The organism is Flavobacterium sp. W22_SRS_FK3, from assembly GCF_052113665.1.
Taxonomy (GTDB): Bacteria; Bacteroidota; Bacteroidia; order Flavobacteriales; family Flavobacteriaceae; genus Flavobacterium.
Genome location: NZ_JBGQOF010000006.1, coordinates 116,716 through 132,738, shown reverse-complemented (window position 1 = coordinate 132,738; position 16,023 = coordinate 116,716). Strand labels below are relative to the sequence as shown.

General features: G+C 33.8%; 14 protein-coding genes. 3 read left to right on the top strand and 11 right to left on the bottom strand.

The window, feature by feature from the left end; genetic code table 11:
- Window positions 1-2 precede the first annotated feature (2 nt).
- Both ACEN2I_RS07780 and ACEN2I_RS07775 read right to left on the bottom strand, forming a co-directional pair.
- Complete coding sequence (locus ACEN2I_RS07780; protein ID WP_441765531.1) at window positions 3-2,360, bottom strand: hypothetical protein; 2,358 nt, start codon at window positions 2,358-2,360, stop codon at window positions 3-5.
- The gene (locus tag ACEN2I_RS07775) at window positions 2,320-3,324 is read right to left on the bottom strand and encodes a hypothetical protein (protein ID WP_441765530.1); all 1,005 of its coding nucleotides are present in this window, start codon (window positions 3,322-3,324) and stop codon (window positions 2,320-2,322) included. The genes ACEN2I_RS07780 and ACEN2I_RS07775 overlap by 41 nt, the downstream gene beginning before the upstream one ends.
- Before the next feature lie 184 nt (window positions 3,325-3,508).
- Here ACEN2I_RS07775 and ACEN2I_RS07770 point away from each other — a divergent pair, with 184 nt between their 5' ends.
- Complete coding sequence (locus tag ACEN2I_RS07770; protein WP_441765529.1) at window positions 3,509-5,203, top strand: Ig-like domain-containing protein; 1,695 nt, start codon at window positions 3,509-3,511, stop codon at window positions 5,201-5,203.
- Here the strand turns inward: ACEN2I_RS07770 and ACEN2I_RS07765 are convergent.
- The 4 genes from ACEN2I_RS07765 to ACEN2I_RS07750 form a co-directional block, all read right to left on the bottom strand.
- The gene (locus ACEN2I_RS07765; protein WP_441765528.1) at window positions 5,200-5,967 is read right to left on the bottom strand and encodes a nitrilase family protein; all 768 of its coding nucleotides are present in this window, start codon (window positions 5,965-5,967) and stop codon (window positions 5,200-5,202) included. The two genes, ACEN2I_RS07770 and ACEN2I_RS07765, sit on opposite strands and share 4 nt — an antisense overlap.
- Window positions 5,968-6,047: 80 nt before the next feature.
- Window positions 6,048-6,794: a succinate dehydrogenase/fumarate reductase iron-sulfur subunit gene (locus ACEN2I_RS07760; protein ID WP_441765527.1), complete on the bottom strand. Its 747-nt coding sequence runs from the start codon at window positions 6,792-6,794 to the stop codon at window positions 6,048-6,050.
- Window positions 6,795-6,889: 95 nt separating this feature from the next.
- Window positions 6,890-8,890 carry a fumarate reductase/succinate dehydrogenase flavoprotein subunit gene (locus tag ACEN2I_RS07755; protein ID WP_441765526.1) on the bottom strand — a complete coding sequence of 667 codons (2,001 nt, stop codon included), beginning with the start codon at window positions 8,888-8,890 and terminating at the stop codon, window positions 6,890-6,892.
- A gap of 11 nt (window positions 8,891-8,901) precedes the next feature.
- On the bottom strand, window positions 8,902-9,567 hold the full coding sequence (locus ACEN2I_RS07750) for a succinate dehydrogenase cytochrome b subunit (protein WP_441765525.1): 666 nt from the start codon (window positions 9,565-9,567) through the stop codon (window positions 8,902-8,904).
- 359 nt (window positions 9,568-9,926) lie between these two features.
- Here ACEN2I_RS07750 and ACEN2I_RS07745 point away from each other — a divergent pair, with 359 nt between their 5' ends.
- Complete coding sequence (locus ACEN2I_RS07745) at window positions 9,927-11,288, top strand: hydroxymethylglutaryl-CoA synthase family protein (RefSeq protein ID WP_441765524.1); 1,362 nt, start codon at window positions 9,927-9,929, stop codon at window positions 11,286-11,288.
- A 41-nt stretch (window positions 11,289-11,329) separates the two neighbouring features.
- On the opposite strand, the gene ACEN2I_RS07740 is transcribed toward ACEN2I_RS07745, so the two are convergent.
- The 3 genes from ACEN2I_RS07740 to ACEN2I_RS07730 form a co-directional block, all read right to left on the bottom strand.
- Window positions 11,330-11,806 carry an SRPBCC family protein gene (locus ACEN2I_RS07740; RefSeq protein ID WP_441765523.1) on the bottom strand — a complete coding sequence of 159 codons (477 nt, stop codon included), beginning with the start codon at window positions 11,804-11,806 and terminating at the stop codon, window positions 11,330-11,332.
- Between the two features lie 118 nt (window positions 11,807-11,924).
- Complete coding sequence (locus tag ACEN2I_RS07735; protein ID WP_441765522.1) at window positions 11,925-12,764, bottom strand: tetratricopeptide repeat protein; 840 nt, start codon at window positions 12,762-12,764, stop codon at window positions 11,925-11,927.
- A gap of 79 nt (window positions 12,765-12,843) precedes the next feature.
- Window positions 12,844-13,419 carry a hypothetical protein gene (locus ACEN2I_RS07730; protein WP_441765521.1) on the bottom strand — a complete coding sequence of 192 codons (576 nt, stop codon included), beginning with the start codon at window positions 13,417-13,419 and terminating at the stop codon, window positions 12,844-12,846.
- Between the two features lie 258 nt (window positions 13,420-13,677).
- Here ACEN2I_RS07730 and ACEN2I_RS07725 point away from each other — a divergent pair, with 258 nt between their 5' ends.
- Window positions 13,678-14,970 carry an aminopeptidase P family protein gene (locus ACEN2I_RS07725; protein WP_441765520.1) on the top strand — a complete coding sequence of 431 codons (1,293 nt, stop codon included), beginning with the start codon at window positions 13,678-13,680 and terminating at the stop codon, window positions 14,968-14,970.
- Between the two features lie 61 nt (window positions 14,971-15,031).
- Here the strand turns inward: ACEN2I_RS07725 and ACEN2I_RS07720 are convergent, their stop codons facing one another.
- Both ACEN2I_RS07720 and ACEN2I_RS07715 read right to left on the bottom strand, forming a co-directional pair.
- A complete protein-coding gene (locus ACEN2I_RS07720; RefSeq protein WP_441765519.1) occupies window positions 15,032-15,550 on the bottom strand; it encodes a ferritin in 519 nt (172 codons plus the stop codon).
- An 88-nt stretch (window positions 15,551-15,638) separates the two neighbouring features.
- Entirely contained in the window at window positions 15,639-15,995 is a 357-nt protein-coding gene (locus ACEN2I_RS07715; RefSeq protein WP_441765518.1) for a hypothetical protein, read from the bottom strand.
- Window positions 15,996-16,023 lie beyond the last annotated feature (28 nt).

Sequence of the window (16,023 nt, the reverse complement as noted above, 5' to 3'; positions counted from 1 at the left end):
ATTTATTGAGTGACATACGTATTAAAATAACCGCATTCTGCAATTACATCCTGATAATATTTCGTATTCGAATAATCGTTTTGCAATGTTTTAAATCCGTTCCATGCGATAAAATTAATTTTATCATCCTGGATTTCCCACCAGCTGTTAACTTTGTTATATTTAGCATTATAATATTGATTGCGCTCACATTTTGACATTAAATAAATGCATTTTGCTTTTTGCTCTTTGGTTGTTGCGGCCTCAAATGCTTTTTGATAATACATTTTTGGCAAATCGCAATTGGTTATCATTCCTTTCATCGAATCTCTAAACGAATACGGACTTGATCCATAACCTACTATTGTAATTTCATAAAAAGTCCTGCCGTTTCCAAAATGTGTAATGTTGTAAAATGCATTTCCAAGCAACAAACTATTCGTATAAACATCATCTTTTTGAGCCAGTTTATCCTGCATAATCTTAATTGTATTTAAAAAATCAATATAGCTGTATTTCTTTTTTTGATAAGCAACATGATCGCAATCATGGCAGTCTTTAATATTTCCGTTAAACGGATTCCCTAAAAAAGTCTGATACTGAACTGAATCAGCCTGTTGTATAAACACAATTGCTTCTGAAATTTTATTTTCAAAAGTTGCCTTAACAGCCTGAAAGTTATTGATATCTTTTAGTTTCAAACTATAAATTCCCGCGCCAATTTTTTCGATTTCGGTTTTATTGGGTTTGGATAAAAATGCTTTTATCCCCTGCAGGTTTTTTTCATTATCATAAAAAGCATTTCCATTGTTCCAATAACTGTAGCGCGATTCTCCGAATATTTCAGCCATAACCGGATCTGCTTTTGCTTTATAAAGTGCAGATAAATAACTTCTGCTCCATGATGATGCATTTTGATAACGAAACTCCTGCCCTTTATAAGTCTTTGGAAGCTCATTATAAAGCCAATTCAAATCTGCTAAAATTGTTTTTTCGTTTTTATCAGTCAGTTTATCTATTTTGTTCAGATTATTTACAAAGCGAAGCAAACGCAATTGCATTCCTGCCAATTCTGTTTTCGGAAGCGTTTTTACCGCCTTGTCTAAGCTTTTGTCTGCATTTGCATAGTCTCCTTTTAAAGTTTGAAGATATCCCAAAGAAAGATCCCACAGATAAGGTCTCTCTGTATTTCCTGCTGCTGCAATTTTTTCGATTAAACCAAAAGCCGTTTTATCAATTTTAGACTGATTTTCTGTTTTATTTTCGGCAACAGTCTGGTTTTTCATTGGCACATTTTCTCCTGCATTTTGCTGAAAAGAATTATTGATCGCCTGTTCCTGTTTGTTAACCAGTCTTGTTGCCAGATAATTCAAATGCTTACTTTTAGGATCTAATTCATAAATCTTTTCAATCGCTTGTTTTTCATCTTTATAATATCCGTGAATGGCCCAAAGAGCGGCTTTTTCCTTATTATTTTTAGCCAATGCTAATGATTTATTCCAATCAGCATCATTTTTGGGATGGAAACTATAAGCCGTTACAATTCGCAGTTCCGGGCATTTATCAAAAACCTGAGCATATAAATAATTTGAAGTAGCATATTGTTTTGACTTATAGTGAATTCCCGCTACATAAGAAAGAGCACGGTAATATAGCATATTCTTAGGTACGGAATTTTCTGTTTTATTAAAAAAATCAATCGCTTTTTTCTTGTCTGTACTATAAAAACGCGCTTTCATGGTCAAAAACCAATATCTGTTTTTCAAAAACGGATCTGAAGTCGTGTTATAAACATTTTCTATAGACTGAATCATTTTCAAATCTTTAAAAGTCTTAGCCACAACTGGATCATAGCTCCAATAATCTTCTCCTATAGAAACAGTTTCAATTTTTTGTGCCAGATACAAAAACTCAATAAAACTTTTTATCTTATCATCTTTAAGACTAATTTTTTTACCCCATTTTACAGAAGCTGCATTGACTTTTTTGTTTTTATAGTATACGTGAAGCTGCTCAACTTCTTCTTTATTTTTTATGGTGTTTTTTTCATTCGTATAATAATGTGGTTTATCATCTCCAATTAAAAAATAATTTATGGTTGCCGTATCAACTTTTCCTTTGAGATAAGTTCCCCAGTCTGACTTTATATTTTCGTTGAAACGTGAATTATGCTCCGTATCAAAACCAATTCCATAAAAGACATCTCCCGCTAAGAAAAGCGGCGAGTAAGATTTATCTGCAAACGTTTCGGGTGTAAAATTCGAATTGTAACCAAAAAAATCCCAATCGTCACCGCCCCCGCAAGCATAAATCACTCCGTAAACAAAAAGTAAGGAAGTGCTAGAAACAAGAAACAACTTGTTTAAAAATATTCTTTTCATAGTTTTCTATATTGAATTCGTCTAAATCGTAAAATATGATTTCGTTAGGTTTTTGTACACAATTTTTATTTAAATTTTCTGCCATTTCTATTAAATCTTCTGATGAAATAGCTTCTGTTTTTAACAAATCATTTTCTTCATAATAGACACCATTTTTATAATTTGGCTTTTTGACTTTAAAAAAAACCGAATTTACTTTTTCAAAATTTTCGTCTTTCTTCAGTTCCGAAATACTCAGTTTGGATCGCAGCCCAATCACTTTTTGATTTCTAATATGAACTGCCCAGGAATAAATTGGCAGGGCAAAATCAAGATGCAAAGGATATTTTTTCAAACTTTTAAGATAACGCTCTGCAATTTTTTTGTCATAAATGGAATTTAATGAATCCACTGCGATTGTACCCATATTGTAATACATCAAAACGCCCGAATCGACATTTGGTATTTTGGTTTTTTTGAAATACTTAATCTGATGAAGCCGTATCGTAGCTGAAATTTTCTTCTGCGAAAGCTTTTTAAATAACGCAATAAACTGAAGATAATTATCCCTGCTCGAAAGTGTCCAGTCGCAGTCTATTTGAATTTCCTTACTGTCGATTTTATTTTTAGTATTGATTTCATTAATCAGTTTAACCGTTTTTTGAGCTAAATCTTCAATATCAAGATTTTGTTTCAGCATCACTTTATTTTTGATATAAACTACCGGTACAACATCAAAATCATTCATTTTTTCTTTAAAATGGATTGGTGTTAAAGGAATTGGATTTGTATCTTTTGGATGTAAATCAATATCGAAATAACGAATGTAAATTTTACGGATATTATTCTCTCGGAGAATTTCTTTTTCAGTATTCGATAATTTAAAAATGGTTTTCCAGTAATAAAAAGAAACAATCGGTTTAGTCTTTTCATTACACGAAATCAATAAAGAGCAGAACAGTACCAAAAAAAAAATCTTTTTCAAACCCTGTAAATTAAATTAAAGCCAAAAGTAAGAAATTATATCTCGTTTATAAATTAGCTGCAATAACTTTTTATAAAAATCAAAATACAACTTTCCTTAAAGTTCTAAAACCTAATAAAACGATAAAAAATTTCGATTAAAGCAAATATAATTGTTATTTTGTGCAATTAAATCACAAATTGTTATGTTGAAAAACAGCTTAAAATATTTTACTTTTTTAATAGTATTTTTAATGATGAGTTGCGCAAAGCGCGGCAGCATAACGGGAGGTTTAAAAGATACACTTGCACCAATTTTAAGATCAAGTTCACCAAAAAACTTCAGTACTGAGTTCAAAGCTGATGAAATCATTTTGACATTTGATGAATATGTAAAACTTAAAAACGCTAATAAACAGCTGATTATCTCTCCGCCAATGAAAAATCCGCCTATTATTACGCCTACAAATGCCAGTAAATTTATTAGTATTAAGATAAAAGATACTTTACAGCCTAACACGACTTACAGTTTTAATTTCGGACAAAGTATTACTGATAATAATGAAGGAAATCCGTATAATCAATTCAAATATGTTTTCTCAACAGGTACTTATATCGATTCTCTTGCCCTAAACGGAAGGATTAAAGATTCTTATGATAAAACCGCTGATAATTTTGTAACTGTAATGCTGTACGAGGTTAATGATAAATTTACGGATTCTGTTATTTACAAAGAAAATCCACGTTATATAACCAATACTTTAGATAGCTTAACGACATTTAGACTAGAAAATTTAAAAGCCGGAAAATATCTTTTGGTAGCTCTAAAAGACAAAGGAAACAATAATAAATTTAATCCGAAAGATGATAAAATTGGCTTTATCAAACAGCCTATTACCATACCGAATGACACTATTTACGAAATAGAATTATTTAAAGAACAGCTTCCTTTAAAAGCTTTTAAACCGATACAGGCTTCAGGAAACAGATTGTTGCTTCCGTATGAAGGAAAACAGAATTTTAATAAAGATTCGAAACCTAAAATTGTACTTAAAAATAGTACTGAAGTTCTGGAAACCATCATAACACGTTTTCCAAAAAAAGACTCTTTGCAAGTTTGGTATAAACCAATAAAAGTAGATTCGTTATCAATAGAAGTCAGTAAAGATAATTATGACAAGAAGTTTAGTTTTAAAATTAAAAACCAGAAAAAAGACTCGCTAAATATTACGGCATTGCAAAATGGTATTATCCATTTCAGAGATCGATTTACGCTTGAAACTGCAACACCGCTAGTTGCGTTTGATAAGTCAAAAATTAAGCTAGTCAACAAAGATTCTGCAGCAGTTGATTATACGACAGAATATGATGAGTTTGAACAAAAGCTATATATCGATTTTAAAAAAGAGCCTGCACAAAAATATAATTTCACATTTTTACCCGGTGCGTTGACAGATTTTTACGAGAAATCTAATGATACGTTATTGTACAAATTAAATACCCGAGAAATAGAAGAATATGGCAATCTTACACTGAATTTACAAAATGTAAAACGTTTCCCGATTATTGTTGAATTAACCAATAAAAAAGGAGATGTCGTACTCGCCAGTGATTATTCTGAAAGTAAGACAAAATTTGAGTTTCAGCTTTTAGAACCAGCTGTATATAGTGTCCGTGTAATTTATGACGACAACAAAAACAAGGTATATGATGCTGGAAACTATTTAGAAAAAAGATACGCAGAAGAGGTCTTTTATTATCAGGAAGAAATTGATTTACATGCAAATTGGGACAAGATCGAATCTATAGATTTAAGTATTCCTTTCGACCCTGAATTAGAAAAAAAGAAAGAACAAGTAAAACTGCAGGCAGAAAAAAAGAGAAAGAAAACGGCTTTTTAATTCTTGATTTCAAACACATCTTGATCACTTAGGAAATTCAATTTTTTTCGGCTTTCCAACATCACATTTTTATCTAGCTCAACTATAAAAACACCTTCATTTTCTTGTGGGTATAAAATTGGATTCCCAAGAAAATCAACCACTTGCGAATGGCCGTTATATTGATGATCATTCGCATCAAGACCTGTTCTGTTTACTCCAATTGTGTAAGTGAGATTTTCAACTGCACGGGCTTTCAGTAAAATATCCCAGGCATTTATACGTACTTTTGGCCAGTTGGCAACATAAACAAGCAAATCATAATTTTCGACATTTCGGGCAAATACCGGAAATCGTAAATCATAACAAACCTGCAGGCAAATCTTCCAATCCTTATATTCTACAATTTGTTTTTTGCTTCCGGCAGTATATACTTTATCTTCACCTGCCAGCGTAAACAAATGCCTTTTATCATAAAACTGAATTTCTCCTGATGGAAAAACAAATAACAACCGATTGTAGAAATTATCGCTTTCTTTAATGATTAAACTTCCTGTAATAGCTGTTTTTTTAGCTTTTGCTAAAACCTGCATCCAAAGAACGGTTTCTCCTTGCATGGTTTCAGCCATTTTTGGAGCATTCATAGTAAAGCCTGTCGAAAACATCTCCGGAAGCACAATTAAATCAACAACAGCCTTTATATCATTGATTTTAGCTTCAAAATTAATTCTGTTATTCTCTGGGCTTTCCCAAACAAGAGTAGATTGTATAATAGCTATTTTCATTTTGTAATTTTATATAAAGATAAAAAAAACGCATTCAAATTAATGAATGCGTTTTTTATAAAAAGCTAAATCTATTTTACTTATCCTTTTAAACTTGCTGCCAAATACTCACGGTTCATACGCGCGATATTTTCAAGAGAAATTCCTTTTGGGCATTCTACTTCACAAGCTCCGGTGTTGGTACAGTTACCAAAACCTTCTAAATCCATTTGGTGAACCATATTTAATACACGTTCAGTAGCCTCAATTTTACCTTGCGGCAACAAAGCATATTGAGATACTTTTGCACCAACAAATAACATTGCCGATGAGTTTTTACAAGTTGCCACACAGGCTCCACAACCAATACAAGCCGCTGCATCAAATGATTTGTCTGCGTCGTCTTTGTTAATCGGAATTGTATTTGCATCAATTGTATTTCCTGAAGTGTTTACCGAGATAAATCCTCCTGCATGTTGAATTCTGTCAAAAGAACTTCTGTCAACCACTAAATCTTTAATTACAGGGAACGCTTTTGCTCTAAATGGCTCAATAAAAATCGTGTCACCATCTTTAAACATACGCATGTGCAATTGACAAGTTGTAACACCTCTGTCTGGTCCGTGTGCTTCTCCATTGATGAATAAGGAACACATTCCGCAGATTCCTTCACGACAATCGTGATCAAATGCTACTGGCTCTTCTCCTTTGTTGATTAGCCCTTCGTTAAGAACGTCAAGCATTTCAAGGAAAGACATATCCGGTTCGATTCCGTCGATTGGGTAATCAACAATTCCCCCTTTATCCTGGGCGTTTTTTTGACGCCATATTTTTAATGTAAGTTTCATACCTTTTTAGTTTGAAAGTCTTAAAGTCGAAAGTCGAAAGTCGCTTGGCACATTTTGCCTTTTGACTTTAAGACTTTGGACTTTCGACCAAATTCTTATTTATAGCTACGCTGTACTAATTTAATGTTTTCGTAAACCAGAGGTTCTTTGTGTAATACTGCATCACTTGGTTTGCCTTTGTATTCCCAGGCTGCAACGTATGCAAAGTTTTCGTCATCACGAAGTGCTTCCCCTTCTTCTGTCTGGTATTCTTCACGGAAGTGACCTCCACAAGATTCGTTACGGTGCAATGCATCTTTTGCAAACAATTCTCCTAACTCCAAGAAATCGGCAACACGGATTGCTTTTTCAAGTTCCTGATTAAATTCGTTTGCAGTTCCAGGTACTTTTACATCTTTATAAAATTCTTCACGTAAAGCAGCAATTTCTACAATCGCTTCATTTAAACCTTTTTCATTACGAGCCATACCTACTTTATCCCACATGATTTTTCCAAGTTTTTTATGGAAATGATCTACAGAATGAGTTCCTTTATTATTGATAAATTTATCAATTAAGTCTTTTACGTTTTTCTCTGCTTCAACGAATTCCGGTAAGTCTGTAGAAATCGGACCCATTTTAATATCTGGGGCCAAATAATCTCCAATAGTATAAGGGAGAACGAAATATCCATCAGCTAAACCTTGCATCAAAGCAGAAGCTCCAAGTCTGTTTGCTCCGTGATCAGAGAAGTTAGATTCTCCGATTGAGAAACAACCCGGAATTGTAGTCATCAAATTATAATCAACCCATGTTCCACCCATTGTGTAGTGAACCGCCGGGTAAATCATCATTGGTGTAGTATAAGGATCTTCGTCAACGATTTTGTAATACATCTGGAATAAGTTTCCGTATTTACTTTTCACGATTTCGGCTCCTAGTTTAGTTATCAAAGCACTATCGTTTGCATCTAAACCTTTCACATAAGCTGCTTCTGTACCGTATCTTTTAATCGCTGCAGCGAAATCCAAATAAACAGCTTCTCCTGTTTTGTTAACTCCAAAACCGGCATCACATCTTTCTTTTGCAGCACGGGACGCAACGTCACGAGGTACTAAGTTACCAAAAGCAGGGTACCTTCTTTCTAAGAAATAATCTCTTTCACTTTCAGCTAAATCTGTTGCTTTTTTCTTTCCCTCACGAATTGCCTGAGCATCTTCTAATTTTGCAGGAACCCAGATACGACCGTCATTACGTAACGATTCAGACATCAAAGTCAGTTTTGACTGGTGATCTCCTGAAACCGGAATACATGTTGGGTGAATTTGTGTGTAGCAAGGATTCGCGAAAAACGCTCCTTTTTTATGAATTTTCCAGGCTGCTGTTGCATTACTTCCCATAGCATTTGTCGAAAGGAAAAATACGTTTCCGTATCCTCCGGAACCAATAACTACGGCATGAGCAGAATGTCTTTCTATTTCTCCTGTAATCAAGTTACGAGCGATAATACCTCTCGCTTTTCCGTCAACGATTACTAGATCAAGCATTTCGTGACGGTTGTACATTTTTACTTTTCCACGACCAATCTGACGGTTCATTGCAGAATAAGCTCCTAATAATAATTGCTGTCCTGTTTGTCCTTGTGCGTAAAAAGTACGGGAAACCAAAGTTCCTCCAAAAGAACGGTTATCTAAAAGTCCGCCATATTCACGTGCCAATGGCACCCCTTGAGCCACACACTGGTCGATAATATTAGCTGAAACTTCAGCCAAACGATGAACGTTTGCTTCACGTGCACGATAGTCTCCTCCTTTTACAGTATCGTAGAACAATCTGTAAACAGAGTCACCATCCCCTTTATAATTTTTTGCTGCATTGATACCCCCTTGTGCAGCAATAGAGTGCGCACGACGAGGGGAATCCTGAAAACAAAATGCTTTTACGTTATATCCTAACTCAGCCAAAGTTGCCGCAGCAGAACCTCCAGCCAAACCTGTACCTACGATAATAATATCTAAATTACGTTTGTTTGCAGGGTTTACTAAATTAATATGATCTTTATAATCTGTCCATTTGTCCGCAATTGGACCATGTGGAATTTTTGAATCTAATGCCATTATAATTGATATTAATTATTGAAATGATGAAATAATGCGATAATTACGAAAGCGGCCGGTACTACAACTGCAAACCAGTAACCTACTTTACTTAAGAATCTTGAATATTTATTGTGCATCCCCATTGATTGAAGAGATGAACCGAATCCGTGCCAAAGGTGAAATCCTAAAAGTACAAATGAAATACAGTATAATCCTGTACGAATTGGATCATGAAATTTATGAACTAACTCTCCGTAATATCTTGTAGCATCCGGCTCATTTCCTGCGATATACTTGTAGGCAACTTCAGGAAACCAGAAATCATAAAAATGCAATCCTAAGAAAGCCAAGATAACCAATCCTGAAATAATCATATTTCGGGAACTCCATGAAGCATTGGCAGCTCCGTTGTAATTTGCATAAGCAATTGGTCTTGCAGCTCTGTTTTGGATAGTCAGTACAAATCCCATAACGAAATGGAAAATTACCCCGATTGCCAAAACTGGTTGCATTACATATTGTATTAGCGGATTGTAACCCATAAAGTGAGAAGCTTCGTTAAAAGTATCTTCACTAATAATAGAAATGAAATTTAAGGAAACATGCAGCGCTAAAAACGTGATTAAGAATATTCCCGAAAGTGCCATTGCCACTTTCTTTAAGATGGAAGCATTCAATAGTGCAGATTGTGCCATAATTGTTTAAGTAGTTTGTTTTAAAAAATTAAGCAAAAATAAACCAATTACACATCAACTACAACCATTTCGTTGTTATTTATAATGATTTTAAAATAGACTACTATACGTACTTTTACGTATTAAAAAAACAAATAACACATTAATTTTTAATAAAAATTTTTAAAAACACAATTAAGAGCTTTATTTAAGAAAAATATAGAACTCACAAAAAAATAACAAAAGTTAACTAAATTATTATTTTAATCAAACTTTTAATTTGTTTTCATCAAAAGTGGGTGAAAAGCGTAATTTTGTAATCTTATAAATTGCTATTCTATTGCATAATTTTACCTTTATCCGCTTCAAAAAAAATGAGAATGAAAACAGGAATTGATGCTATTTCTTTTGATGTAGCCAACATACACTTACCCATCAAAACTTTGGCTTTCGCCAGAAATATTGAACCAGAAAAATTAGAAAAAGGACTCGGATTAATTAAAATGACTTTGCCGGATGTTCATCAGGATCCAGTTGTTTTTGGAGCCAATGCGTTGACCAAATTAGTCCTTGAGAACGAAATAAACCTGAACGAGATTAGCCGCATTTATGTAGGTACAGAAAGCGGTATCGACAGTTCGAAACCCATCAGTTCTTTCTTAATCAGTTTAATGGAACAGAAATTTGGAGAAGATTCTCTTGCCGAATGTGATGTTGTCGATTTTACTTTTGCCTGTATCGGCGGAGTTGATGCTTTGCAAAACTGTATTGATTTTGTAAAACTGAATCCGGCTAAAAAAGCAATTGTGGTTACGACTGATTTTGCCAAATACGATTTAAATTCTACCGGAGAATATACACAAGGCGCAGGTGCTTTGGCAATGTTAGTGACTTCAAACCCGAGAATTATTGCTTTTGATGACAATTGGGCAACGAGCACAAAAGGTGTTTTTGACTTTTTTAAACCGTACAGAACTATCTCAAAAGAAGCGATTACACAAAAGGAAAACAATGATCCGTGGTTTGATAATTTAGAAGCTGAAATCGAAATTCATAAAGACCAGCCGGTTTTTGATGGTCAGTATTCGAATCAATGTTATATGGATCGTACTCGTTCTGCTTACTTTTCATTCAAAAAATTAAAAAACACAACCGAAACTTTATACAATTCCTGGAACAGCATCATCATGCACCTTCCCTATTCTTTTCAGGGAAGAAGAATGTTATCTGAAATTTATGCCTTAGATCATTCCGATAAAATCATTTCAGAAAATATAGAGCCATCAGATTATCAGAATAAAATTAAAGAAGTTGGAAAATCTGAAGAATACAAAAAATTTGTAACCGAGAAATTACAGCCTGCAGAATTGGCTTCTTCTTTAATTGGAAACCTTTATACAGGTTCCATTTTCATGGGATTGTTATCAACTTTGGCTCATTACTATGATACGGAGAAAGATATTGCAGGAACAAAATTCGGATTTCTGGCTTATGGAAGCGGATCAAAATCGAAAGTTTTTGAAGGAACGATTCAACCGGAATGGCAATCGGCTCTAGCCAAAACCAAACTTTTTGAAAATCTGGAAGAAAGTACAGAAATAGGTTTTGAAACTTATGAAAGCCTTCACAAAAAAGAACAAAAACAAAGTATTCGAACGCCTAAAAACGAATGGGTTTTAGAGCGAATCGAAAAAGAGATCCCTAATTTGATTGGGGCGAGATATTATAAATGGGTGGATTAAATTTCAATTTATAAAGTCCAAATTCCAAAACCGAAGTTTAATTACTTCGGTTTTTTTGCTAAAAACATTTTCGATAATTCAATTTCGAGTTTATCAAAGTTTTCTTCATTTTTATCGACTACAAAAGGTTTTAATTTCTCATACTCTTCGGCTGTATCGAAAATCATTTTGAAAACCACTTTTGTGGAATTCTCTGATACTTCATCAAAGGTAACAAGAATCTGAAAAAGCGGTTTTGAAAATCGTTTCCAGGCTATAAGACTTGGTTTTTCTATTCTTGTAAACTCACATTCATTAGGATAATTTCCTTTTTCAGGTCCGTGCATAATAAAACTCCATTTCCCTCCAGGACGAAAATCGAATTCGTTGAAGGTATTTGTGAATCCTTTTGGTCCCCACCAATTTTTCAAATGATCCGGATCTGACCACGCTCTATAAACAAGATCTTTTTGTTCTTTTATTATTCTCGTTGTTACAATTTCACGATCAGGTGTTGCTGAAATAATTTCTGTTGCCATTTTTTGTGATTTTAATTGCTCTATATCTATGGGTGCGTGTTTTTTTTATGCAATGTAATTGATATTCAGAAAGTTAAACATGAAAATATTTAATAATAGCTAGAACTTCATGCCTGTGTTATTTCAATTCAGTCTTCATTTGTTCGGCTAAAGATTTAATTTTTTCATTGCTCATCAAATATGAATTCGCTTCTGTAAACCAATGATTGAAATTTTTAATATCTTTCTTGATATAATGTGCCTGCAAAATGTTGTAGGCATTTTCAGAGTTATAGGTCTTATCCTTGCATTCTTTAAAAACTTTTCGGCAGACATTTTCAGCATCCTGAATATTACCATTTTTAGTTTCAGCATAAATTAATTCCTTATTCGTATAAGCATCCAGAGGATTTTGTTTTAAAGCAATTTTCAGCACATCAACCGCTTTTTGATATTGTTTGAGGCAATTATAAGAAAAAGCTAATTCTACACTAAGACCTTTATATTCCGGATCCATTTTATTAGCTTTTTCAAGATATTCCAATGCTTTTTCACATTCATTCCAGCCGTTGTACATGAATCCCCACCTGTAAAGACGTCCTATTGAATTTTCATCCCCTTTATAATGTTTAAGCCAATCCGGTGTTTTTTGAATATGCAACTCTGCAAATTTTGATTCGGGTATAAATGCCACTAAAGTATTATTTGGCTGTAACCTATATTTCATCGAACTTGTCTTTTCCTTTTTATCCATTATAAATTTTCCGGCTTGATCAATTTTAAAAAAACCTTCATATTCCAATGTTAATCCTGCCTGAGCATCAACATATATGAATCCGAAATTATAATTACCGATACTATCGGCCTGAAAAGCAACCCACTTATCTTCACTTTCTACAAATTTCTTATCAAATTGAAGTTTTTGTGCCGAAAGATTAATTGAGATTATTAAAGCAAGTAGAGTAAATAGTTTATTCATAGGGGTGGTTTTTAGTTTTGATTAAACATGTTTTTAGCAACAATTGCTTGGTCACGGATTGCAAATCCATACTATCGGGTTAAACAGTTAACCATTCTAAAGTTATGAGTTTATCACAATTATCATTCATATCAGAAGCCCAGTCAATTAATATCCCAGAACCTCCTTTTCTAATTTCATTTCTAACAATATCACAAGTTTCTTTTGCATCCTTAGGTCCTTGTCCCGCTAATTCAAAAACGATATGTTTTGTTTTAGAGAACGTTGCATATAATGCAAGTAGTCTTTTAGTATTCCAGTAAAGTTCATTTATTTTCGTCTTCTTATTAATCCAGGGAATTTCAAAAATTTTATGGATAAACTTACTCTCCAAATTTGCATTTTTCCTTAAATATCCATCAACTCTAACTGGAAAAAACAAGTTTCTAAATTTCGATTCTTTAAAATAATCTACATAAGTCAGAGGCTTAAAGATAATTACATTTTCGTTTTTTATTTTTCCCGTAAAAATATTAACTAATTCCGTTTTGATACTTTGGAAATGAGCTCCACCGTACAAATATAAAACGACCAGCTCTCCTTCTCTTAGCTCAAAAGGCGGTATAAAATATTGGTCGGTTCTTATTCCTTTACTTTCAATTAGCAGTTCTTTCATTTTTATTAAATCAAAATCATCACAATATACAAAATCGAATTATTAAATCCATTTCGATAAATTTTCTTATGAAACCGAGTTCGCGTGAGGGATAGAGGCGGTATCCTTTTATGAAGCGACAGCGGAATAAAAGATATAGCCGAAAGCCCGGCCCTTGGGACACGCCCAAACAATATGAAAACTTTAATAAATCAATTATACGTCACTTCTTCAAAAAATCATTAATTTTGAAATTCGAAGTTCAAAAACGAAATAATTATGAAATATCATCAAATAAACAGCGCTCTTTTTGTAAAAAACCGCAGAAAATTCACGGCAGAAATTAAACCTAACAGTGTTGCCGTTTTCAACTCCAATGACATTTACCCAATTAGTGCCGACAGCACGATGCCTTTTGCACAGCACAGGGATATTTTTTATCTGAGCGGTGTGGATCAGGAAGAAAGTATTTTGCTTTTGTTTCCGGATGCGCCTTATGAAAATCAAAAAGAGATACTGTTTCTGAAGGAAACCAACGATCATATCGCAGTTTGGGAAGGCGAAAAACTAAGTAAAGAACGTGCTTTTCAGGTTTCGGGAATCAGAACGGTTTATTGGCTGCAGGATTTTCATAAAGTTTTGAACGAAATGATGACCTATGCCGATACGATGTACATCAACACCAACGAACATTACCGTGCAGCTGTTGAAACAGAAACCCGCGAGGCCCGTTTTGTAAAATGGTGGAAAGAGAAATATCCGGCACACAATGTGGCGAAAAGCAACCCGATTTTGCAACGTATTCGTTCTGTAAAGGAAAGCGAAGAGATAGATTTGATTCAGAAAGCCTGTGACATTACCGAAAAAGGTTTCCGCAGATTGCTTCCTTTCGTGAAACCCAATGTTACCGAATATGAAATCGAAGCCGAACTGATTCACGAATTCATTCGTAACCGTTCTAAAGGTTTTGCCTACACCCCTATTATTGCTTCGGGAAACAATGCGAATGTTTTGCATTATATCGAAAACAATCAGCAATGTAAAGAAGGAGATTTGATTTTATTGGATGTTGCGGCAGAATATGCGAATTATTCCAGCGATATGACGAGAACGATTCCGGTTTCGGGAAAATTCTCGGATAGACAAAAAGCAGTTTACAATGCGGTTTTAAGAGTGAAAAACGAAGCGACAAAAATGTTGACTCCGGGAACACTTTGGAAACAATACCATGTGGAAGTGGGTAAAATTATGACTTCGGAATTGCTTGGTTTAGGTTTGATTGACAAAGCCGATGTTCAAAACGAAAATCCGGACTGGCCGGCTTACAAAAAATATTTCATGCACGGAACGTCACACCACATGGGACTGGACACGCATGATTACGGACTGCTTCACGAACCAATGAAAGCGAATATGGTTTTTACGGTAGAACCGGGAATTTATATTCCGGCAGAAGGTTTTGGAATCCGTCTGGAAGACAATATTGTAATTCAGGAAAAAGGAGAACCTTTTAATTTGATGCGTAATATTCCGGTTGAAGTCGATGAGATTGAAACGCTGATGAATGCATAAAATAACAAAGCCCTTAATAATTTACTTCATTAAGGGCTTTTTAAATTATAAAGATCAGTGTTTATCCGATTTTTGATATTTGCAAATCCAATTCAAATTTGCCTGTAGCTTCGTTTTCGTTAATCAGATCAAAAAGCTCTAAAGCTCTTCTTGCATTTTTCTCCTCTTCTCTTTGCTCAGCAACATACCACATCATAAAATCTTCTGTAGCGTAATCATTTTCAGCTCTACATTTTGCAATAACTCTATTAATTGCCTGCGTAACTGCTATTTCATTTTGCAAAGCAATTTCGAATACTTCTCTAAAAGAAGCAAATTCCTGCTGCACTTCCGGAACAGATGGTGTAACTGCAATCCCTCCCATGTCTGTAATATATTTGAAAACTTTAAGGAAATGCTCTCTTTCTTCTTCCGCTTGCTTATACAGATACGATGCTGTATTTTCATAACCATTTCTATCCAGCCATGCAGCCATCGCTAAATATTTATTGGAAGCGTCACTTTCTATCTTTGCCTGTAAGTTTAATATATTTTGTATTCCCTCAACTAATGAAGTACTTGTTCTTAGTAAATCTTTCATAACCTTTAAATTTTATACGTGTAAAGTTACAAAAATTAAAGGGAACAGTCTTATGTGCCTGTAAATTTGGATTTAATCTAAGTAAACATCAAATCAACTCTGCATTTAGAATATTGCAAAGCATAGAATGTAAATTAAGGGTAAATTTAGTTCCGTTTAATAATTCTCTAAGCTGTACTATTTCGCAAATAGTTAGGTTTCTCGAAAAATTTCTTTTAGTGGTTTCAATCAACTGCGCATCCGAGTGATCAGACAAATCATAAAGCATGTTAAGAATATCAACGCTATTAACCTTTCTCTGAAAAATTAAAAAATCATGAATTTTATAACTTGATACTGTGTCTACAAAATTGATAATAATACTATTAGTCAAATCACATTGATAACTGTATCCTTTTTCGGTTTCAAATAATATTTTGCTGGTCAAATCACTAACTAATGCCATTCTGATAAAATTAATACAGTGCAAAAAT